The sequence below is a fragment of the Pseudomonas sp. Irchel 3E19 genome (genome assembly GCF_900187585.1).
In the GTDB taxonomy this organism is placed as follows: Bacteria; Pseudomonadota; Gammaproteobacteria; order Pseudomonadales; family Pseudomonadaceae; genus Aquipseudomonas; species Aquipseudomonas baetica.
In genome coordinates, this window is sequence record NZ_FYDT01000006.1 from 1 (window position 1) to 16,902 (window position 16,902).

The following is a 16,902-nucleotide window of genomic DNA, read 5'->3' on the forward strand; positions in this document are numbered from 1 at the left end:
GTTGGCATTGATGCCGTTGCGCCGAGCCACGACCGAAACGCTTTGTCCTGGTTCAAGGCTCTCTCGAACCATGGCCAGCTTTTGCTCTGGGCTCCAGCGACGACGCCGCTCCTGGCCCAAAAGCTCACCACTCTTATCGTTGCTATTAGTCATAAACATAACCGTTTGCCTATCCCTTATCGTAAGGGGGAAACGGTGTCCTGTCTTTCATGGGGCTCGTTCATCGCAGCCTTCGGCAGCTCCTACACAAGGCGAATGTAGGAGCTGCCGAAGGCTGCGATCTTTTGCTTTTAAGGGGTTAGCTACGGCACTCAACCAAGCCTTTCACCTGCCCGGTCGAAGTTTGGTTTTCATCACTCAACCAGCGCTCGAACCCCGCCGCAATCGTCGGCCACTCACCATCCAAAATCGAATACCACGCCGTGTCGCGGTTCTGGCCCTTGACCACCATGTGTTGGCGGAACACGCCTTCGAAGCTGAAGCCCAGGCGTTCAGCGGCGTATTTGGAGCGGGCGTTACCGTTGTTGCACTTCCATTCCAGGCGGCGGTAGCCCAGATCAAAGGAGTGCTTGGCCAACAGGTAAACAGCCTCGGTGCTTTTTGGCGAACGCTGCATTGGCGCGCCGAAGCTAACGTGGCCGATTTCGATACGGCCATGGGCCGGGACAATCGACATCAAGCTGAGCATGCCTTGCACCTGGCCGCTGGCGCGGTCGATGACGCTGAAGAAATACGGATCGCTGCTGGCCGCGTGATTGTTCAGCCAGTCATTGAATACGCTGCGCTCGGGAAACGGGCCGTAGGGCAAGTAATCCCAGAGTTTCGGGTCGGCGCCGGGGCCTTCGAGGGCGTTGAACAGGTCGTCGCCATGGCGCGCCGGGTCGAGCCTTTCCAGACGGATGAAGCGGCCTTCGAGCAACGTGATAGTTGGCGCGGGCACGCCTTTCCAGTCGGCAGGTGAGGTGATCATGAGCGCGTCTCCTTAAAGGGCTTTGCGAAACTGGATGAAGCCTGGGCGTTCGGCGATGCGCTCGTAGAGCTGGATCGCCGTGGCGTTGGATTCGTGGGTCAGCCAATGGACTTTGCAGCAGCCGTCAGCCTTGGCGGTCGCGTAGACGTGCTCGATCAACTGGCGACCGACACCGGTGCCGCGGGTTTCTGGCGCCACCAGCAAGTCTTGCAGGTAGCAGGAGCTTTCGATGCTCCAGTTCGAGCGATGGTAGATGTAATGCACCATGCCCAGCGCTTTACCGTCAGCCCAGGCGAGGGCGGCGTGCGTCGGTTCGCTCGGGTCGAGGAAGCGCTGCCAGGTACTGTTCGTCACCGCCTCCGGCAGTTCGGTGTTGTAGAAGCGCAGGTACGCTTGCCACAGCGGCAGCCAGGCGGCGTGGTCGTCGGCGTTGACCTGACGGATCTCGATCTGACTCATGGTGATTTCCTTAGCGCATTAATTGGGCGAGGGTTTGATCATTGATCTCGGGACTGGCGGCCAGCCCCTCGCGCACGCCGGAGATATCTTCGGCGCTGCGGTTCTGGCTGAGCTTGCGCTTGCCTTCCAGGCGGTCGATGGGAATGGCGAAACCGACAATGGCCTTGAGCATGCTGTCGATGTAATCGGCGGGCGCGTCGGCGACCGACCAAGGCTGTGCGCGGCCAGCCTCATGGCGGTCGGTGAGGGTGCTGACGATATCGAGCAGCCGCCCGCCGTCGCTGAAGGTCTCGGCATGGCCATAGGCGTGCACTGCGACGTAGTTCCAGGTCGGTACGACTTTGCCGTGCTCGGCTTTACTCGGGTAGAAACCAGGGCTGACGTAGGCGTCCGGACCGGCAAAAATCAGCAGGGCTTCGGCGCCGTTGCGCAGGTCTTTCCACTGTGGATTGGCCTTGGCCAGATGCCCGTAGAGCGTGCCGTACTCACCTTGCTCGCAATGCAGCAGCACCGGCACATGGCTGGCTTGCAGACCGTTTTCGCCATGGGTTACCAGAATGGCAAGGCGGGTGGCGAGGATCAGTTCGTGCAGTTGCGACAACTCTTCGATGGCAAAGGCTTTGGGCGTGTACATGGAGAGATTTTCCTTGGCGAATGCCTGCATCCTAGGCAGGCTATTGGTCTGTTGTAAGAGCCATTGATGACCAATTTCACAGGTCCATTGCCATGTCTGAGTCACCTGCGATGTCCATGCCCTTCAATCCGGCCGGAATCGAGCTTGATCGCCGCCTGGGCCTGAGTCGCCAGCTCTATCAGGCCTTGCGTCTGCGCGTGCTTGATGGCCGATTGGCCAGCGGCACACGCTTGCCGGCCAGTCGTGATTTGGCGGCGGCGCTGGGGATTTCCCGCAACAGTGTGGTACGCGCCTACGATCAACTCTATGCCGAGGGATTTATCGAGGGGCGGGTAGGTGATGGCACGTATGTCGTGCAATTGCCACAAACGCTCACTTCTACGAAAAAATTATCCACAAAAGTATCCACAGGGTTTTCAACAGGCCTATCCACAGCCTTATCCACAAATTGGCTGGATTTACCTGTGGCTCCATCCAGTAAAGTTATCCACAACACAAACCTTTCGCGCATTGAAAGCAACCATTTAGCCTTGCCTCCGAGTGGTCCGCCGCGAGCGTTTCGGGTCGGCGTGCCGGCATTTGATCTGTTCCCGTTTGAGGTCTGGGCCAAGCTGAATGCGGCTTTCTGGCGCAAGCCGGATCTGCAGCAACTGTGTTACGGCGATCCGGCAGGCGATGCGCGCTTGCGTGGGATGATCGCCGCTTATTTGCGCAGCTCGCGCGGCATGCAATGCACGCCTGAGCAAATTGTGATCACCAGCGGTGCACAGCAAGGCATCAGTCTTTGTGCACAGCTGCTGGTGGCGCCCGGCGACGGCGTGGCGATCGAGAATCCGGGCTATCGCGCAGCCGGTCATGCGTTTGCCGTGGCAGGTGCGCGCTTGCATGGCGTGGCGGTGGACAGTGAGGGTATCGACTGCGCAGCAATGGCCAGTCTCAGTGATTGCCGCGTGGCCTATGTCACGCCCTCGCATCAATACCCGACGGGTGTGGTGATGAGTCTTGCGCGACGCCTGGAGTTACTGGCCTGGGCCGAGCGTACGCAGGGCTGGATCGTCGAGGACGACTACGACGGCGAGTACCGTTACAGCGGTGCGCCGCTGGCACCCTTGGCGGCACTCGACCGACAGGGCCGGGTTTTGTACGTCGGGACGTTCGGCAAAATAGCCTTCCCGGCGTTGCGCCTCGGCTATCTGGTATTGCCGCCAGGGCTGGTGAATGCTTTTGCGCAACGGCGTGCGGTGGATGTTCGCCATTCGGAGGTGAGCACTCAGGCGGTGATGGCCGAGTTCATGGCCGCCGGGCATTTTCAGCGTCATATCCGCCGAATGCGCCGTGCTGCGCTCAGTCGCCGCAATGTGCTGTTGCAAGGTTGGCCGTCGAGTATTCCCGGAGTCGGCAGTCTGCCCTCCGTGTGTGCCGGGCTGCACCTGAGCGTCGCGGTCAACAGCGTCGAGCGTGAACAACAACTGATCCAGCAGGCGCAAAGTGTCGGTGTCGAGATCAATGGATTGAGCAGCTACTGGCTGCCGCAATCCACCACTGCGATTGATCAGCGTGCCGGCCTGGTCCTAGGTTTCGCCGCAGTACCGGAGCCGGCAATCGAGTCGGCTCTGGCACGCTTGCGACAAGTCTGGCGGGTGTAAGCACCCTGCGTGGGTGAATTAACCGCGGGGCTGCGGTTTCAGGAACAGGTCGCGATCCGCTGGCTTGTCCAGCCTTCTCAGCACATTGTCGACAGCATCAAAGGTGTCCAGTGCCTGGCGGGTTTTGGCGTCAAGCGTGAGCAAATAGGCATCAGCCAATTTAAGGTGAGCGACGGTGCACTGCTCATCCGCGACGGTTTGGTCGTCGTAGTGGAAATGCGCCACCCACAGCGGCTTGTTGTGGTTGGTCTTGTCGAGGATCTGGTATTCCTGGAAGTAGTCCTTGCGTTGTTTGGTACGAATACGCCCGCGAGTATCCTTGACGATCGCGACCTGATCGTTGGCAAGCAGCCACTGCAAGTAAGCTGTCCGGGGTTTGCGTTGCTTGAGCATTGTTGCGTAAGTGGTAACCCCTGTGGTGCGGGTAAGTTCAGCGCCTGCACGCAGTTCCTCGGCAAGGCTACCGACCGGTAAGTTTTCTGCCCCTGTGGCGCGTGCTCTGGCAAGCGCCTGCTCGGTTTCATCAGCCGCATTGTTGAGCCTGCTGACTTGCTGATCGAACATGTCGCGGATGTCGGCAGGTATGCGGCCCGGGCGTTTGGCGTCTTCGCTCTTACTCTTGTTGAACTCTGAGATTTTCAGATTCAATTCAAGTGCCGCGGCAACGATGTCGGTGTCATTGGTCAGAGCCTCGGGGGCGACCGGTAGCGACGCGGACATCTTCACGAACGGAATTTGCGCCTCCGAATCGCTTTCGTCCGTGGACGGATTCCTTTCCGGTGGGTTCTGCCTGGGGCGGGTCTTGGTGACTTTGCCTTTGCGCTGCGGCCTGGAGGGCCCTGGTTCGTTCACCGGTGGAGCAGCGATCTCGCTGGTGTCCGGCAGCTCCTCCACCAGGCGTTTCTGTGCCAGCTCGTGGAACTCGGCAATCTGCTGACGCACCTGGTCGAGTCTGGCCTGAACGAATGTTTCGGGATAGATCGTCGGCAATCCCAGAACGAGCTCATCGGCGCTGGCGTAAAGGTCATTGAAGTGGATCAGCTGTTCGATGCGAGCTGCCTGACCGTCGGCGCTGACCGGGGTTTTGATCAGGGCGATCAAGTCATGGCTGGCATCTGCCGCACTGGCGGTGACTGCCCGAAGCGCCTGGCGCGGCAAGGTCAGTTGCGGCTCTTCAAGGTCGCGCAGACACAATTCGGAGGTCAGGGCGATTTCATTGGCGAGGAAGTCAAACCGGCTGAAAGGCGGAAGCAGCGATATCAGTTTTCTGGCAACCCTGGTTGGTTTTCCTTCGTATTGCTGTAGCACCTCGACCGACGCCTTCAGGGTTTGCAGGGCGCCGACCATGCCTTCGCTCAGTGTCTTGGCCTTATTGGCAATATTCATTTGTTCCTGTCTGCTCACAGGTTCGACGTGGGTAGTGCCGGGGAGCAATCTTTGCAGGGTTTGTCGGTAGATCCTCATGTTCAAGCGCATCCAGCCACTGAGGCATTTATGTTGTTCAGTGGTCAGGCGCATCAGCTGTGATTGGTAGAAGACGCTGCTGCCCCCGGACTCGTTCCAGATCCTCAGTTGTTCCAGCGCATCGGTGTAACTTTTGGCCAATACCTGCGATTGTTCGAGGAATACAGCTGACCTTTCGTCGAACAGATTGTCCGGTGCCTCTTTCAGAACTTTTACTGCTTTGGAAAACTCGTCAACCAGGAGACTTTCGCTTTCCAGAAACGGCCTGAGTTTCGCCATGGCCGCGTCCTTTTTCTGCTCTCTGGCCCGCCGAAATGCTGCGATCCGTCCGGTTGGTGCTCCCCCGCTCAGACGAATGCGCAGGTCCCAATGCCATTGCTGCGAGCTGGCGTCGTACTGCAAAACAGGACCTTTGCGATCAGGGTTGGCGGGGTCAACGATGCGCAGCGGCTCACCTTCCGATTCGATGACCTGAAACCAGCGTTCGCCCACTTGCGCGCAGGTTTTGCCATCGACGGTATACAGGTGGCTGGACGCGGATATTTCGTGGGTGCCGGGCGCGGGCGCTGCCATCTTGAAGCTGTCGATCAGCGTGATAAAGCGTTTCGCCGTTGCTGAGCGATAGGGCGTACCGGTCTCCAGCGATGAAAGGTGTGCTGGCGCGATGTCACCGCTGACGACCTGACTGTCGTAGTTAAGCACGGGCCCGGTTTTCACTGGCGGATCGCTGGGTAGCCGCGTGGGAATATCGGGATTTTCCGACGCCAGCGGTGTTTCGCGCAGTTCCTTGAACGACGGTAACTTAAGATGACTGCGTCGTGCAGCCACATGCTGTGACAAGAGGACTCCCAGCACCAACAGCACATCGCTCATGGATTTCCACTGGATGAATTCCTCCCCGCGTTGATTGGCGTCGACGGCTTGCTGAATCTGGCTGATGCTCTGCCAGACCCACACTGCCGTGCCAGCAGCACCACTGAAGAAGTTGGAGGCAACGTTGAACAGTGTCCAGCCGCTGTCTGCCAGCAGGTTCCAGCGCCGCTCGCTGTTGGAAACCGATTGTCGGTCGGCGAGTTCGATCAACGCCTGACTATGGGCGTCATACAGCTTCGCCAGAATATCGCCGCTCAGGGGGGCATTCGCCAGATCGATCGGGCCGGCCAGATCAAGGTGGATCAGCGGTTCGAACGCCAGTTGCGAAACGATCCACGGCGACGGAATTTCGCTGGAAAACACGTACTGGGCATACTCGAAGCCCAGGGATTCGGTCGGCAGCCAGGCCAGCACCGAATCCCTCAATTCTCCGGGCTGATACAAGGCATATAGCAGGTTTTGCAGGGAGGCGAACTGCACCAGTGGTTTGTCCAGCGCCGGTCGATAAAGCAGGCAGGGCCCCTGGCTGGCATCACGCGGGGCGATGACGAACATGTTGCTGACGACATCGGCTTTTTTGCTCAGGCGGTTACGCGGAACGAACGCCAGGGGGCGAATGGTCACCGGGTGTTGAGCCGCAGGTTTGTCATGGGCGATGGCTTCCATCAATTGGCAGACGTATTCGTACCCGCGTTGATTGACGCCGTTCTGATGACGGAGTTTGTTTTCCAGTGCCAGCAATGGCAGCAAGATCGGAAGCTGGCGGGTGTAGCGGGTTTTCTGCTGGGCCGCGCGCGCCGGGTCATCAATCAGCGTGCGCTTGATGAGCCTGGGATAGCGCTCGCCGATATTGACCTGCTGCGCCAGTTCAGTGAGCAAGTTAACGGTCAGCCACGCCGGTACGGCGGTGCCGTCGGTGAAGGCGAGTGTTGCCAGATAGGGTGGGGAGTTTTGCAGCGCGAACTCGCCGAGGGTTTCTACCGTGCGGTCCAGTGGGTTGGGGAGCACCAGACCACCGGATTCGAAGCTTCCGGTCACGCTGATGTGCAACGAGTCCAGTGGCAGGTCGGCGGCGTTTTTCGCTCTCTTATCGGCGATGATCGCCTCGCGCATCTGGGTTTGCGCATAGGTTTTGATCAGCGGGAGATCGTCTTCGCGAAAGGTGTCTTTTTGCGCGTCGTCACGCAGATCCGACAGTTTGACGATGTAGTGCTGATAAGCCTGCAAGTCGCTGATCGAACCGTCATGCAGCCAGGCGGGAATCGCCTGATCCAGTTGATCGAGGCGGTCTCGGTCCTCTACACCAAGGCTGTTTCGTGGTTGCGCAGCACTGTCCGGGGGGGCGTCAGCACGGTTTGCAGGGTCGAGCGCCGTGATTTCATCGAGTTGGTTGCCAATCAGCGCCCACGCGACGGCATCGAAAATATTCCCTTCAGGTTCGCTCAGGCGCCATGTCAGGGTTTGTTGCTCCTGACTCATCTCCATACGGGCCGGAAGCGATTCACCCAGCGCTTGCATGGAAGCGAACGTCTCATGACCTGAGTTGATCGAATACATCAGAATGAGTTCTCGGCCCTTGCAGGTCGCGGTCATGATGATCGCACCGGCGATGAGCAGGTGGCGGTTGCTCGCCTCTTCCACAAGATCAACGTCGAGCAGACAGGCCCGCACGTCCTTGAAATCACCCTGCGTGGAGGTGCGAAGCTGTTTGTCCGGGGCGGCGGCAATCAAGCGTGCGAGTGAACACTGATCGGCATCCCAGCCAGTGGCTTGCTGCACATTCACCGCCGCTTTGAACGCATCGGCCAACACTTGCCAGCGCGGCTGCGTTGTTCCTGGCTCATTCCAGTAATCGAGTTGCAACTGTTGGTAGGTGGCGAACAGAAAAGGCGCGTGATCGTTGATCAGCGAATTGACGTCGTCCATGTCCATGGCCAGGTGGACGGGATTATGCGAGTGAGGCATCAGTGTCAGAAAGCACTCGCCTTCGAGGTAACTTGCCAAAGTGCTGGCGTAATACAGTCGAACCAGCGCATGGGTAAGCGATTCGTAGTGGTGAAACGCGCCTTCACTTGCGCGAATCGGCGTCGCGATCATCGCGTGGTCGGGATCGATGTTCAGGTGGGAGTAGTTTTTCGCCAGGGCCTGGCGCAACAACGTCGATGCTGATTGATGGAGTGAAGGACCCTGGCTGGTCAGGTCGATCAGGCGACTCTGCTGCTGCAAGGAGAGGGAGCTGCCGGGTGCAGTGGCATCGGTGTTTTCGGTCATGGGTGTCTTCCGTAGTCAGAAGAGGCGGCGACAATCACCGCCCCCGTTTCTGCCGAAATTAGCCAGTCGTCTGCAGGGCAGGGCGGTACATACATATCGCGGACAAAAAAAGACCCGCCGTGGCGGGTCTTGGTTGCAGCACAGGGTGTGGCCTGTCGTTGATGACGGTGCAAGCGTCTTCGGTGTTATTTGCGCCCTTGGGGACCGGCCGGAGCCGTCAATTACTTGAGTCGGCTCATTGTTCAAAACCTTCCAGCACGTTCACCGCGTTGATGCCGATTTCTTCCACCGCATAACCCCCTTCCATGACGAACAGGGTCGGCTTGCCGAGCGCGGCAATGCGCTTGCCCATCGCCAGATAATCCGGGCTGTCGAGTTTGAATTGCGAGATCGGGTCATCCTTGAACGTGTCGACACCCAGCGATACGACGATGATGTCGGCGCCATAGTGTTCGATCTCTTTGCAGGCCTGCTCGAGTGCGGCGCTCCAGGTGTCCCAGCCAGAACCGGCGGGCAGCGGATAGTTGAAATTGAAACCTTCACCGGCGCCTTCGCCCAATTCATCTTCATAGCCAAGGAAGAACGGGAACTCCGCTTCCGGGTGGCCGTGGATCGAGGTGAACAGCACATCGCTGCGCTCGTAGAAGATCGACTGCGTGCCGTTGCCGTGGTGATAGTCGACGTCAAGGATTGCGACCTTCTTGTGGCCCTGATCAAGGAACGCCTGCGCGGCGATGGCGGCATTATTGAGGTAGCAATAACCGCCCATCAAATCGCTGGCCGCGTGGTGTCCCGGTGGCCGACACAAAGCGAAGGCACTGTGCGCGCCGTTCTGGATCGCCGCTTGCGCGGTCAGGGCAACCTGCGCCGCGCTGTACGCCGCTTGCCAGGTGCCGGCGGTGATCGGCGCGCCACCGTCGAAGCTGTAGTAACCGAGCTGGCCGTGCAGGCTGGTCGGTTTGATCGCCCGCAAGGTCCGCGCCGGCCAGGTGTAGGGCAGCAAATCGCCGTCGGTGTTGAATTCAGTCCAGCGCGCCCACGCGCCTTTGAAAAACTCGAGATAGTCGCGGCTGTGGATACGGGCGATTGGCTCAAGGCCGAAATCTTTCGGCACCTCGACCGGGCCCAGGTGCCGGTTCTGCACGCGTTGCAACACATGGTCGGCGCGCGACGGCATCTCGAAGCACGGTTTGAGCTGGCCATCGATCAATTCGCAGCGGCCATGGTGCAGGTGGTGATCGTCCGAGTAGATCGTCAGCATTTGTTGTTCTCCGCAGGGCTGAATCAGTTGCCTCAAGTGTTGCGGCACGCAGCGATTCGGAGAACGGCAGGAAAGGCCAAAAGGGGATGGATCTGGCCAAAAATCCTGACCGCAATTGGCCCCTTAATGGCGCGGATCCGGGCATGAACTACAAATCCATTGTGGGAGCGGGCTTGCTCGCGAATGCGGTGTGTCAGATACAAGAATTTTGCCTGACACACCACATTCGCGAGCAAGCCCGCTCCCACATTTGATCTTCAGTGTGGGCGGAACTGACTCGGCGCCACGCCGCTCCAACGCACGAACGCATGGCGAAAGCTCGCGGTTTCGCTGAAACCCAGGGTTTCGGCAATGCGATAGATCGGCAGTTGATCTTCACACAGCATCTGCTTGGCGCGTTCGAAGCGCAGTTCGTCGAGCAGTTCCTGATAGCTGCTGCCCATGTCTTTGAGGTGGCGACGCAAAGTGCGTGGCGAGCACTTCATTTGTTGGGCAAGACCTTCCAGCCCCGGTGCGGCATTCAACTGGGCACTGAGCAACTGGCGGATCCGCCCCAGCCAGGCTTGCCGTCCGGTGAATTCGAGGTTCTGCTTGCGACAGCGTTCAGCCATGGCCTGATGGGTAATGACATCGGCCAGTGGCAGCGGTTGATCGAGCCAGTGTCGATCGAAGGCGAAGGCGTTGTCCTTGGCGGCGAAGTGCAATGGGCTGGCGAAGTGTTCGGCGTAGCTGTCGCGGTAGTCCGGTGCGGCGTGTTCGAACCGCGTGGCCAGCAACGGCAGCGGATGGCCGAGCAGGTCGTCGCAGATGACCTTGAGCGACACGAGACAGAACTCGGCATTGAACACGGCCATCGCCGGGCTTTCGCGATAATCGGCGGCGACGAACCAGACGCGTTCGCCGTCGTCTTCCAGGCTCAGTTCGAAAAGTGTTCCCAACAGCGCCGGATAGCGGATCGCCAAGCGCAAAGCGTCACCGAAGGTGGCACAGGTCAGCAGGGCGTAACCGAGGATGCCATAGCAGGAAACGTGCATGCGCCGGCCCAGTTCCAGGCCGATGTCGTGCTTGAGCGCCACCGCGTTGGCGCAGACCTGCATCTCCTGATTGGTGGTAATGCGCGTGTCGGCACGGGCCAGATCCGCCGCACTGATGCCGCTGCCGGCCAGCAGTGCTTCGCTCGACAAGCCTTCGGCGTTGAAGGTGTTGAGTATCAGCGAGACGGCGTTGAGGGTGGTGAGGTGGGAGTGGAGCATAGGATCTTCCAGCCTGATGAAGGCTGGAGTGCAGCAAGTTGCATGCCGTACGAAGATCAAACTGTGGGAGCGGGCTTGCTCGCGAATGCGTCGTGTCAGTCGACATCAGCTTATCTGGCACACCGCCTTCGCGAGCAAGCCCGCTCCCACAGGGATTTGCGTGGTGTCAGATCAGCTCACCGCACAGATCGAGTTCGATCAGACGGCGGACTTCAGCAGTTTCCAGGCCTGCGCCCAGCAATCCGTTCAATTTGCCGAACGCCGCCTCACGAGTCATGCCGCCACCGGACAACACACCCACGCCACGCAAACGGCTGCCGGCCTCGTAGACATCCAGCTCCACGCCCCCTTCATGGCACTGCGTGACCGCAACCACTACCACGCCGTTATCCCGCGCGCGGCCGAGGCTGGCGAGGAATTGCGGGTTGTCGCTCGGCCCGGTGCCGCTGCCGTAGCACTCCAGCACCAGACCCTGAATACCGCTGTCGAGCAGGCCGTCGAGGATCTCGGCGCCGATGCCGGGAAACAGCGGCAGCACGGCAACTTTCGCCAGTTGTTTTGGCTGGTTGTAATGCAACGCCGCCGGGATCGAAGTGGCTTTCACACCGCTGCCCTGACGCTCCAGACGTTTGAACGGATGGCGGCCGAAGCTGCGCACTTTCGCGCAACGGGTTGGCGCCAGCAGTTCGCCGTGGAAATACAGATGCACACCTGGCGCCAGGCCTTGGCCGAGAGCAACCAGTGCGCCGCCGAGGTTTTCCCAGGCGTCGCTGTCAGTCACGCCAGCCGGCAGCATGGAACCGGTGAAGCACACGCGGGCGTGCAGGCCGAGGAGCTGGAAGCTCATGGCCGCGGCGCTGTAAGCCAGGGTGTCGGTGCCATGCAGGATCAGCACGCTGTCGCAGCCCTGTACATCAACGGCATCGACCACCGCTTCACGCAGTTGCTGCCAGTAGGCCGGGGTCATGTTGGCGCTGTCGATCAGCGGCGACATCTCGCGAAAACGCCACTGCGGTACGACGAGTTCAGGCTGGCTGTGCAGGTAGTCGCGCATCCGCGCTTCGAAACCGGATGCCGGGGCCAGACCATTGGCGCTGGCCTGCATGCCGATGGTGCCACCGGTGTAGAGCACCATGACGTGTTGGGCGGCGGGATAGGTCGACGAATTCATAGGATTCTCCGAAACGATGAGTTCCTTGTGGGAGCGGGCTTGCTCGCGAATGCGGTGTGTCAGATACAAGATTTTGCCTGACACACCGCATTCGCGAGCAAGCCCGCTCCCACAGGTATTGCATCACAATAACTGACGGGCGCAGGGGATGCGCCCGTCATTTACCTGTCAGCGTTGCGCTGCAGGCACGCCTTGTGGCTCGGCTTCAGTCTTGCCGGCAGCGGCAGACGGATTGGTCGGCCAGGCTTTCAGGTCGAGGTCCAGATCAGCAAATTTGCTGGAGTCGAACACCGGCTGTTTGACGCCGGCGCGGCGCTGCGCGTCGTAGTCGCGCATCACGCGCATGCCGACCTTGAACAGCATGGCCAGGGCCACCAGGTTGACGAAGGCCAGGCAGGTCATGGTGATGTCGGCGAAGGCGAACACGGTCGACAGATCCTGCATCGAACCCCATATCACCAGCGCCAGCACCAGGCCGCGGAAAATCATCAGCGCGGCGCGGTTGCGGGTGAGGAACTGCAGGCTGTTTTCGCCCAGGTAGTAGTTGTAGAGGATGCAGGTGAAGACGAACAGCGACAGCGCGACGCTGACGAACATGCGACCCCAGTCACCGACCACGGCGGCCAGCGAGTTTTGGGTGAGGACGATGCCGTCACCTTCGAAGCCCGGGGTGTAGAAGCCCGACAGCAGGATCAGCAACGCGGTGCAGGTGCAGATCACGAAAGTGTCGAGGAACACGCTGAAGGCCTGAACCACGCCTTGCGCGCCCGGGTGCTTCACGGCGGCCACGGCGGCGACGTTTGGCGCACTGCCCAGGCCCGCTTCGTTGGCGAACACGCCACGCTTCACGCCCATGACGATGGCGCTGCCGAGCAGGCCGCCAAAGGCCGGGTCGAGGCCGAAGGCGCTCTTGAAGATGGTTTCCAGCATGGCTGGCACCTGTTCGATCTGAGTACCGATCACGTACAGGGTCACGCCGATGTAGGCCAGGGTCTTGATCGGTACCAGCAGGTCGGACACCGAGGCGATGCGCTTGATGCCGCCGATGAAAGTGATGGCCAGCAGCACTGCCAGGACGATACCGGTGTGTTGTGGGTTGAATTCAAAGGCGTTCTGCAGCGAGTGGGTCACGGTGTAGGACTGCAGGCCAATGAAGGCAAAGCCGTAGGTGACCAGCAGCAGGATCGAGAACACCACCGCCATGCCTTTGAGCTTCAGACCGTGCTGGATGTAGTAAGCCGGGCCGCCACGGTACAGACCGTCGCCATCGGCGCGTTTGTACACTTGGGCCAGGGTGCACTCGAAGAAGCTGCTGGACATGCCGACCAGTGCGGTCACCCACATCCAGAACACCGCACCCGGACCACCCAGGGTCACGGCGATGCCGACACCGGCGATGTTACCTGCACCGACACGGCCGGCAAGGCTGAGCATCAGGGCCTGGAACGAGCTGAGTTGCCCGGCGCTGCCCTTGAGGCTGTCGCGGAACACCGCGAACATGTGGAAGAAGTGGCGCAATTGAACGAAACGCGAGCGAATCGTGAAGTAGCTACCGAGCCCGACAATGAGCACGATCAGTACTTTCCCTGAGAGGAAGTCGTTAATGACTTCGAGCATGGATTTTTCCTCGCTGTTTATTGTGTAAGCAAATGCTGGATGGAAGAAACATCGTGTTACACCGGTGTGCGCGCGGCACGACGGGTGAGGCGAAGGTTTCGTCCCGGATCCATTTCGCGGGTTTGTTATTAGTTCGGGTTTCGCATGGGTTATGGCCTCGTTACCGACGACCGCTCATGCGAAGAGGGGCGGCACTATACCGATCAGTGGCGCGCCCGTCTGCACAGTCGTGGTGCAAGCGACGAAACGAGGCTTTGAAGCACCCGGCGTTACCGGCGCCGGGCTTGTGCGGGAACTGCTTTTTTTGTGGGAGCGAGCCTGCTCGCGAAAGCGGTGTATCAGGCGCATTGTTGTTGAATGTGCCGCCGCCTTCGCGAGCAGGCTCGCTCCCACATTGGTCAGTCCCCAGACATACGGGTCTCAGGGGCGGAAAGTTAAAAAAAAGGGCCTGGGGACTGATCCCCAAGCCCTCAAAAGGTGAGAGGTGTCTAGTCCCTCGACCTGGTGAGCGGTGCTACAAGTAACGCGTCGGCTCAGCCTTTGAGCGGAACCAGACGCGGAGCAATCATGTTTTCCGGGCGCAGGATGTCGGCGAGCATGGCTTCGTCGAGCAGGCCTTCTTCGCGCACCAGTTCCAGCACGCCGCGGCCGCTTTCAAGGGCGATACGGGCGATGCGGGTGGCGTTTTTATAGCCGATGTACGGGTTCAGCGCGGTGACCAGACCGATCGAATGTTCGACCAGTTCGCGGCAGCGGGCTTCGTTGGCAGTGATACCGACGATGCAGTGCTCGCGCAGCATGTCCATGGCGCGTTGCAGCAGGCGGATCGAGTCGAAGATCTTGAACGCGATCAGCGGCTCCATCACGTTCAGTTGCAGTTGGCCGCCTTCAGCCGCCATGGTCAGCGCCAAGTCGTTACCGATGACCTGGAAAGCCACCTGGTTAACGGCTTCCGGGATGACCGGGTTGACCTTGCCGGGCATGATCGAGCTGCCTGGCTGACGCGCTGGCAGGTTGATTTCGTTGATGCCGGTGCGTGGGCCGCTGGACAGCAGGCGCAAGTCGTTGCAGATCTTCGACAGCTTGACCGCGGTGCGCTTGAGCATGCCGGAGAACAGGACGAAGGCGCCCATGTCGGAGGTGGCTTCGATCAGGTCGGCTGCCGCTACCACCGGTTGACCGCTGATCAGCGCCAGACGCTGCACAGCCAACGCTTGATAGCGCGGGTCGGCGTTGATGCCGGTACCGATCGCGGTGCCGCCCAGGTTCACTTCAGTCAGCAGTTCCGGGGCCAGCGTCTTCAGACGGGCCAGGTCTTCGCCCATGGTGGTGGCGAAGGCACGGAATTCCTGGCCGAGGGTCATCGGCACGGCGTCTTGCAATTGGGTACGGCCCATTTTCAGGACGTGATCGAATTCTTTACCTTTGGCCGCGAACGCCTGAATCAGGCTGTCGAGGCTGGCCAGCAGGGTGTCGTGACCCAACAGCAGACCCAGGCGGATGGCCGTCGGGTAGGCGTCGTTGGTCGACTGCGCCATGTTCACGTCGTCGTTCGGGTGCAGGTACTGGTACTCGCCTTTCTGGTGACCCATTGCTTCGAGCGCAATGTTGGCGATCACTTCGTTGGCGTTCATGTTGGTGGAAGTACCGGCGCCACCTTGAATCATGTCGACCACGAACTCTTCGTGGAAATCACCGCGGATCAATCGGGCACAGGCTTCGCTGATGGCAGCGTGCTTGGCTTCGCTCAGGTGACCCAGCTCGCGGTTGGCGTCAGCGGCGGCCTGTTTGACCATCGCCAGACCGACAACCAGTTTCGGGTAATGCGAAATCGGAACGCCCGAGAGGCGGAAGTTGTTCACCGCTCGCAGGGTCTGGATGCCGTAATACGCTTGAGCCGGTACTTCGAGGGCGCCAAGCAGGTCGTTTTCTGTGCGGAAAGATGCAGCGGAGGACATGATAGAAATCATCTCGATATGGACCCGGTCGATGCCGGAACGCTGCGAATGCTAGGCTTGTGGGAAATTTTGGGCCAATGCTGTTCAGCACTGCCCTATGCACATTCGGCATAATGCCCGTGTGACGCCGCGTGCGCGGCAGACGTGTGACCTGTTTTGGTGCGTGTCCGGGAGGACGTGATGAATCTGGAAAGCAAATGGCTCGAGGACTTCAGTGCTCTGGCCGCCACCCGCAGCTTCTCGCAGGCCGCCGAACGCCGCTTCGTGACCCAGCCGGCGTTCAGTCGGCGGATCCGCAGTCTGGAGGCTGCGCTGGGGCTGACCCTGGTCAATCGCTCGCGCACGCCGATCGAACTGACGGCGGCGGGGCAATTGTTTCTGGTGACCGCACGCACCGTGGTCGAACAGCTCGGCGAAGTGTTGCGCCATCTGCATCATCTGGAAGGCGGGCAGGGCGAAGTGATGCAGGTCGCTGCCGCTCACTCGTTGGCGCTGGGTTTCTTCCCGCGCTGGATCGCACAACTGCGCAATGAAGGGCTGAACATCGCCACGCGATTGGTCGCGACCAACGTCGGCGACGCGGTGCATGCCTTGCGTGAAGGGGGCTGCGATCTGATGCTGGCGTTCTATGACCCGGACGCGGCCATGCAAATGGACCCGGAAATTTTCCCGTCACTGCACCTGGGCCAGACCGAAATGCTCCCGGTGTGCGCGGCGGATGCTGATGGCAAGCCGCTGTTCGATCTGGAAGGTGACGCCAGCGTGCCGCTGCTGGCGTATAGCGCCGGGGCGTTTCTCGGGCGTTCGGTGAATGGTTTGCTGCGCCAGCGTCAACTGCGTTTCACCACCATTTACGAAACCGCCATGGCCGACAGCCTGAAAAGCATGGCGCTGGAAGGCCTCGGGATCGCCTGGGTGCCGCAACTGAGCGTGCGCGCCGAGTTGGCCCGGGGTGAACTCGTTGTCTGTGGCGGCCCGCAATGGCATGTGCCGCTGGAGATTCGTCTGTATCGCTGCGCGCTGGTGCGCAAGGCCAACGTGCGGTTGTTGTGGCGCAAGCTGGAAGGTGGGGCCGCGCAAAACTCCTGAACCCACCCGCAGCCCCTGTGGGAGCGAGCCTGCTCGCGAATGCGGTGGGTCAGGCAGCATCAATGTTGACTGACACTCCCTCTTCGCGAGCAGGCTCGCTCCCACAATGGAATTTGAGGTGCGTCTGCGCTGACCTTCAGGTCAATAAAACCGGGCTTTGCGGCAAATGACAGATGGTCGTGACGGGGGCTGTTTATTGCTTTCTTTGCGGTATACTGCGCGGCCTTCGGCCGGTA

General features: G+C 60.2%; 12 protein-coding genes. 2 read left to right on the forward strand and 10 right to left on the reverse strand.

What is annotated here, in order from left to right:
• From CKW18_RS05515 to CKW18_RS05530, 4 genes are all read right to left on the reverse strand, one after another.
• The coding region (locus CKW18_RS05515; protein WP_141233078.1) for a transposase at nt 1–153 on the reverse strand (153 nt) is incomplete at its 3' end.
• A 145-nt stretch (nt 154–298) separates the two neighbouring features.
• A complete protein-coding gene (locus CKW18_RS05520) occupies nt 299–970 on the reverse strand; it encodes a GNAT family N-acetyltransferase (protein WP_095187843.1) in 672 nt (223 codons plus the stop codon).
• Between the two features lie 12 nt (nt 971–982).
• Nucleotides 983–1,429: a GNAT family N-acetyltransferase gene (locus CKW18_RS05525; RefSeq protein ID WP_095187844.1), complete on the reverse strand. Its 447-nt coding sequence runs from the start codon at nt 1,427–1,429 to the stop codon at nt 983–985.
• A 10-nt stretch (nt 1,430–1,439) separates the two neighbouring features.
• A complete protein-coding gene (locus CKW18_RS05530) occupies nt 1,440–2,063 on the reverse strand; it encodes an FMN-binding negative transcriptional regulator (RefSeq protein ID WP_095187845.1) in 624 nt (207 codons plus the stop codon).
• A 92-nt stretch (nt 2,064–2,155) separates the two neighbouring features.
• Here CKW18_RS05530 and CKW18_RS05535 point away from each other — a divergent pair, with 92 nt between their 5' ends.
• Nucleotides 2,156–3,709, forward strand: coding sequence for a PLP-dependent aminotransferase family protein (locus CKW18_RS05535; protein ID WP_095187846.1), 1,554 nt, complete (start codon nt 2,156–2,158; stop codon nt 3,707–3,709).
• Between the two features lie 18 nt (nt 3,710–3,727).
• Here the strand turns inward: CKW18_RS05535 and CKW18_RS05540 are convergent, their stop codons facing one another.
• The 6 genes from CKW18_RS05540 to aspA form a co-directional block, all read right to left on the reverse strand.
• On the reverse strand, nt 3,728–8,317 hold the full coding sequence (locus CKW18_RS05540; protein ID WP_095187847.1) for a dermonecrotic toxin domain-containing protein: 4,590 nt from the start codon (nt 8,315–8,317) through the stop codon (nt 3,728–3,730).
• 235 nt (nt 8,318–8,552) lie between these two features.
• A complete protein-coding gene (locus tag CKW18_RS05545; RefSeq protein WP_095187848.1) occupies nt 8,553–9,578 on the reverse strand; it encodes a histone deacetylase family protein in 1,026 nt (341 codons plus the stop codon).
• A gap of 257 nt (nt 9,579–9,835) precedes the next feature.
• Nucleotides 9,836–10,831 (reverse strand): AraC family transcriptional regulator, encoded by a 996-nt coding sequence (locus tag CKW18_RS05550; protein WP_095187849.1) that lies wholly within the window; start codon nt 10,829–10,831, stop codon nt 9,836–9,838.
• Nucleotides 10,832–10,997: 166 nt separating this feature from the next.
• Complete coding sequence (locus tag CKW18_RS05555) at nt 10,998–12,002, reverse strand: asparaginase (protein WP_095187850.1); 1,005 nt, start codon at nt 12,000–12,002, stop codon at nt 10,998–11,000.
• A gap of 168 nt (nt 12,003–12,170) precedes the next feature.
• Nucleotides 12,171–13,619 carry a sodium:alanine symporter family protein gene (locus CKW18_RS05560; RefSeq protein ID WP_095187851.1) on the reverse strand — a complete coding sequence of 483 codons (1,449 nt, stop codon included), beginning with the start codon at nt 13,617–13,619 and terminating at the stop codon, nt 12,171–12,173.
• 533 nt (nt 13,620–14,152) lie between these two features.
• The gene (aspA, locus tag CKW18_RS05565) at nt 14,153–15,577 is read right to left on the reverse strand and encodes an aspartate ammonia-lyase (protein ID WP_095187852.1); all 1,425 of its coding nucleotides are present in this window, start codon (nt 15,575–15,577) and stop codon (nt 14,153–14,155) included.
• Between the two features lie 180 nt (nt 15,578–15,757).
• Between aspA and CKW18_RS05570 the strand changes: the two genes are divergently transcribed.
• On the forward strand, nt 15,758–16,666 hold the full coding sequence (locus CKW18_RS05570) for a LysR substrate-binding domain-containing protein (protein ID WP_064589862.1): 909 nt from the start codon (nt 15,758–15,760) through the stop codon (nt 16,664–16,666).
• The last annotated feature ends 236 nt before the right edge of the window (nt 16,667–16,902 follow it).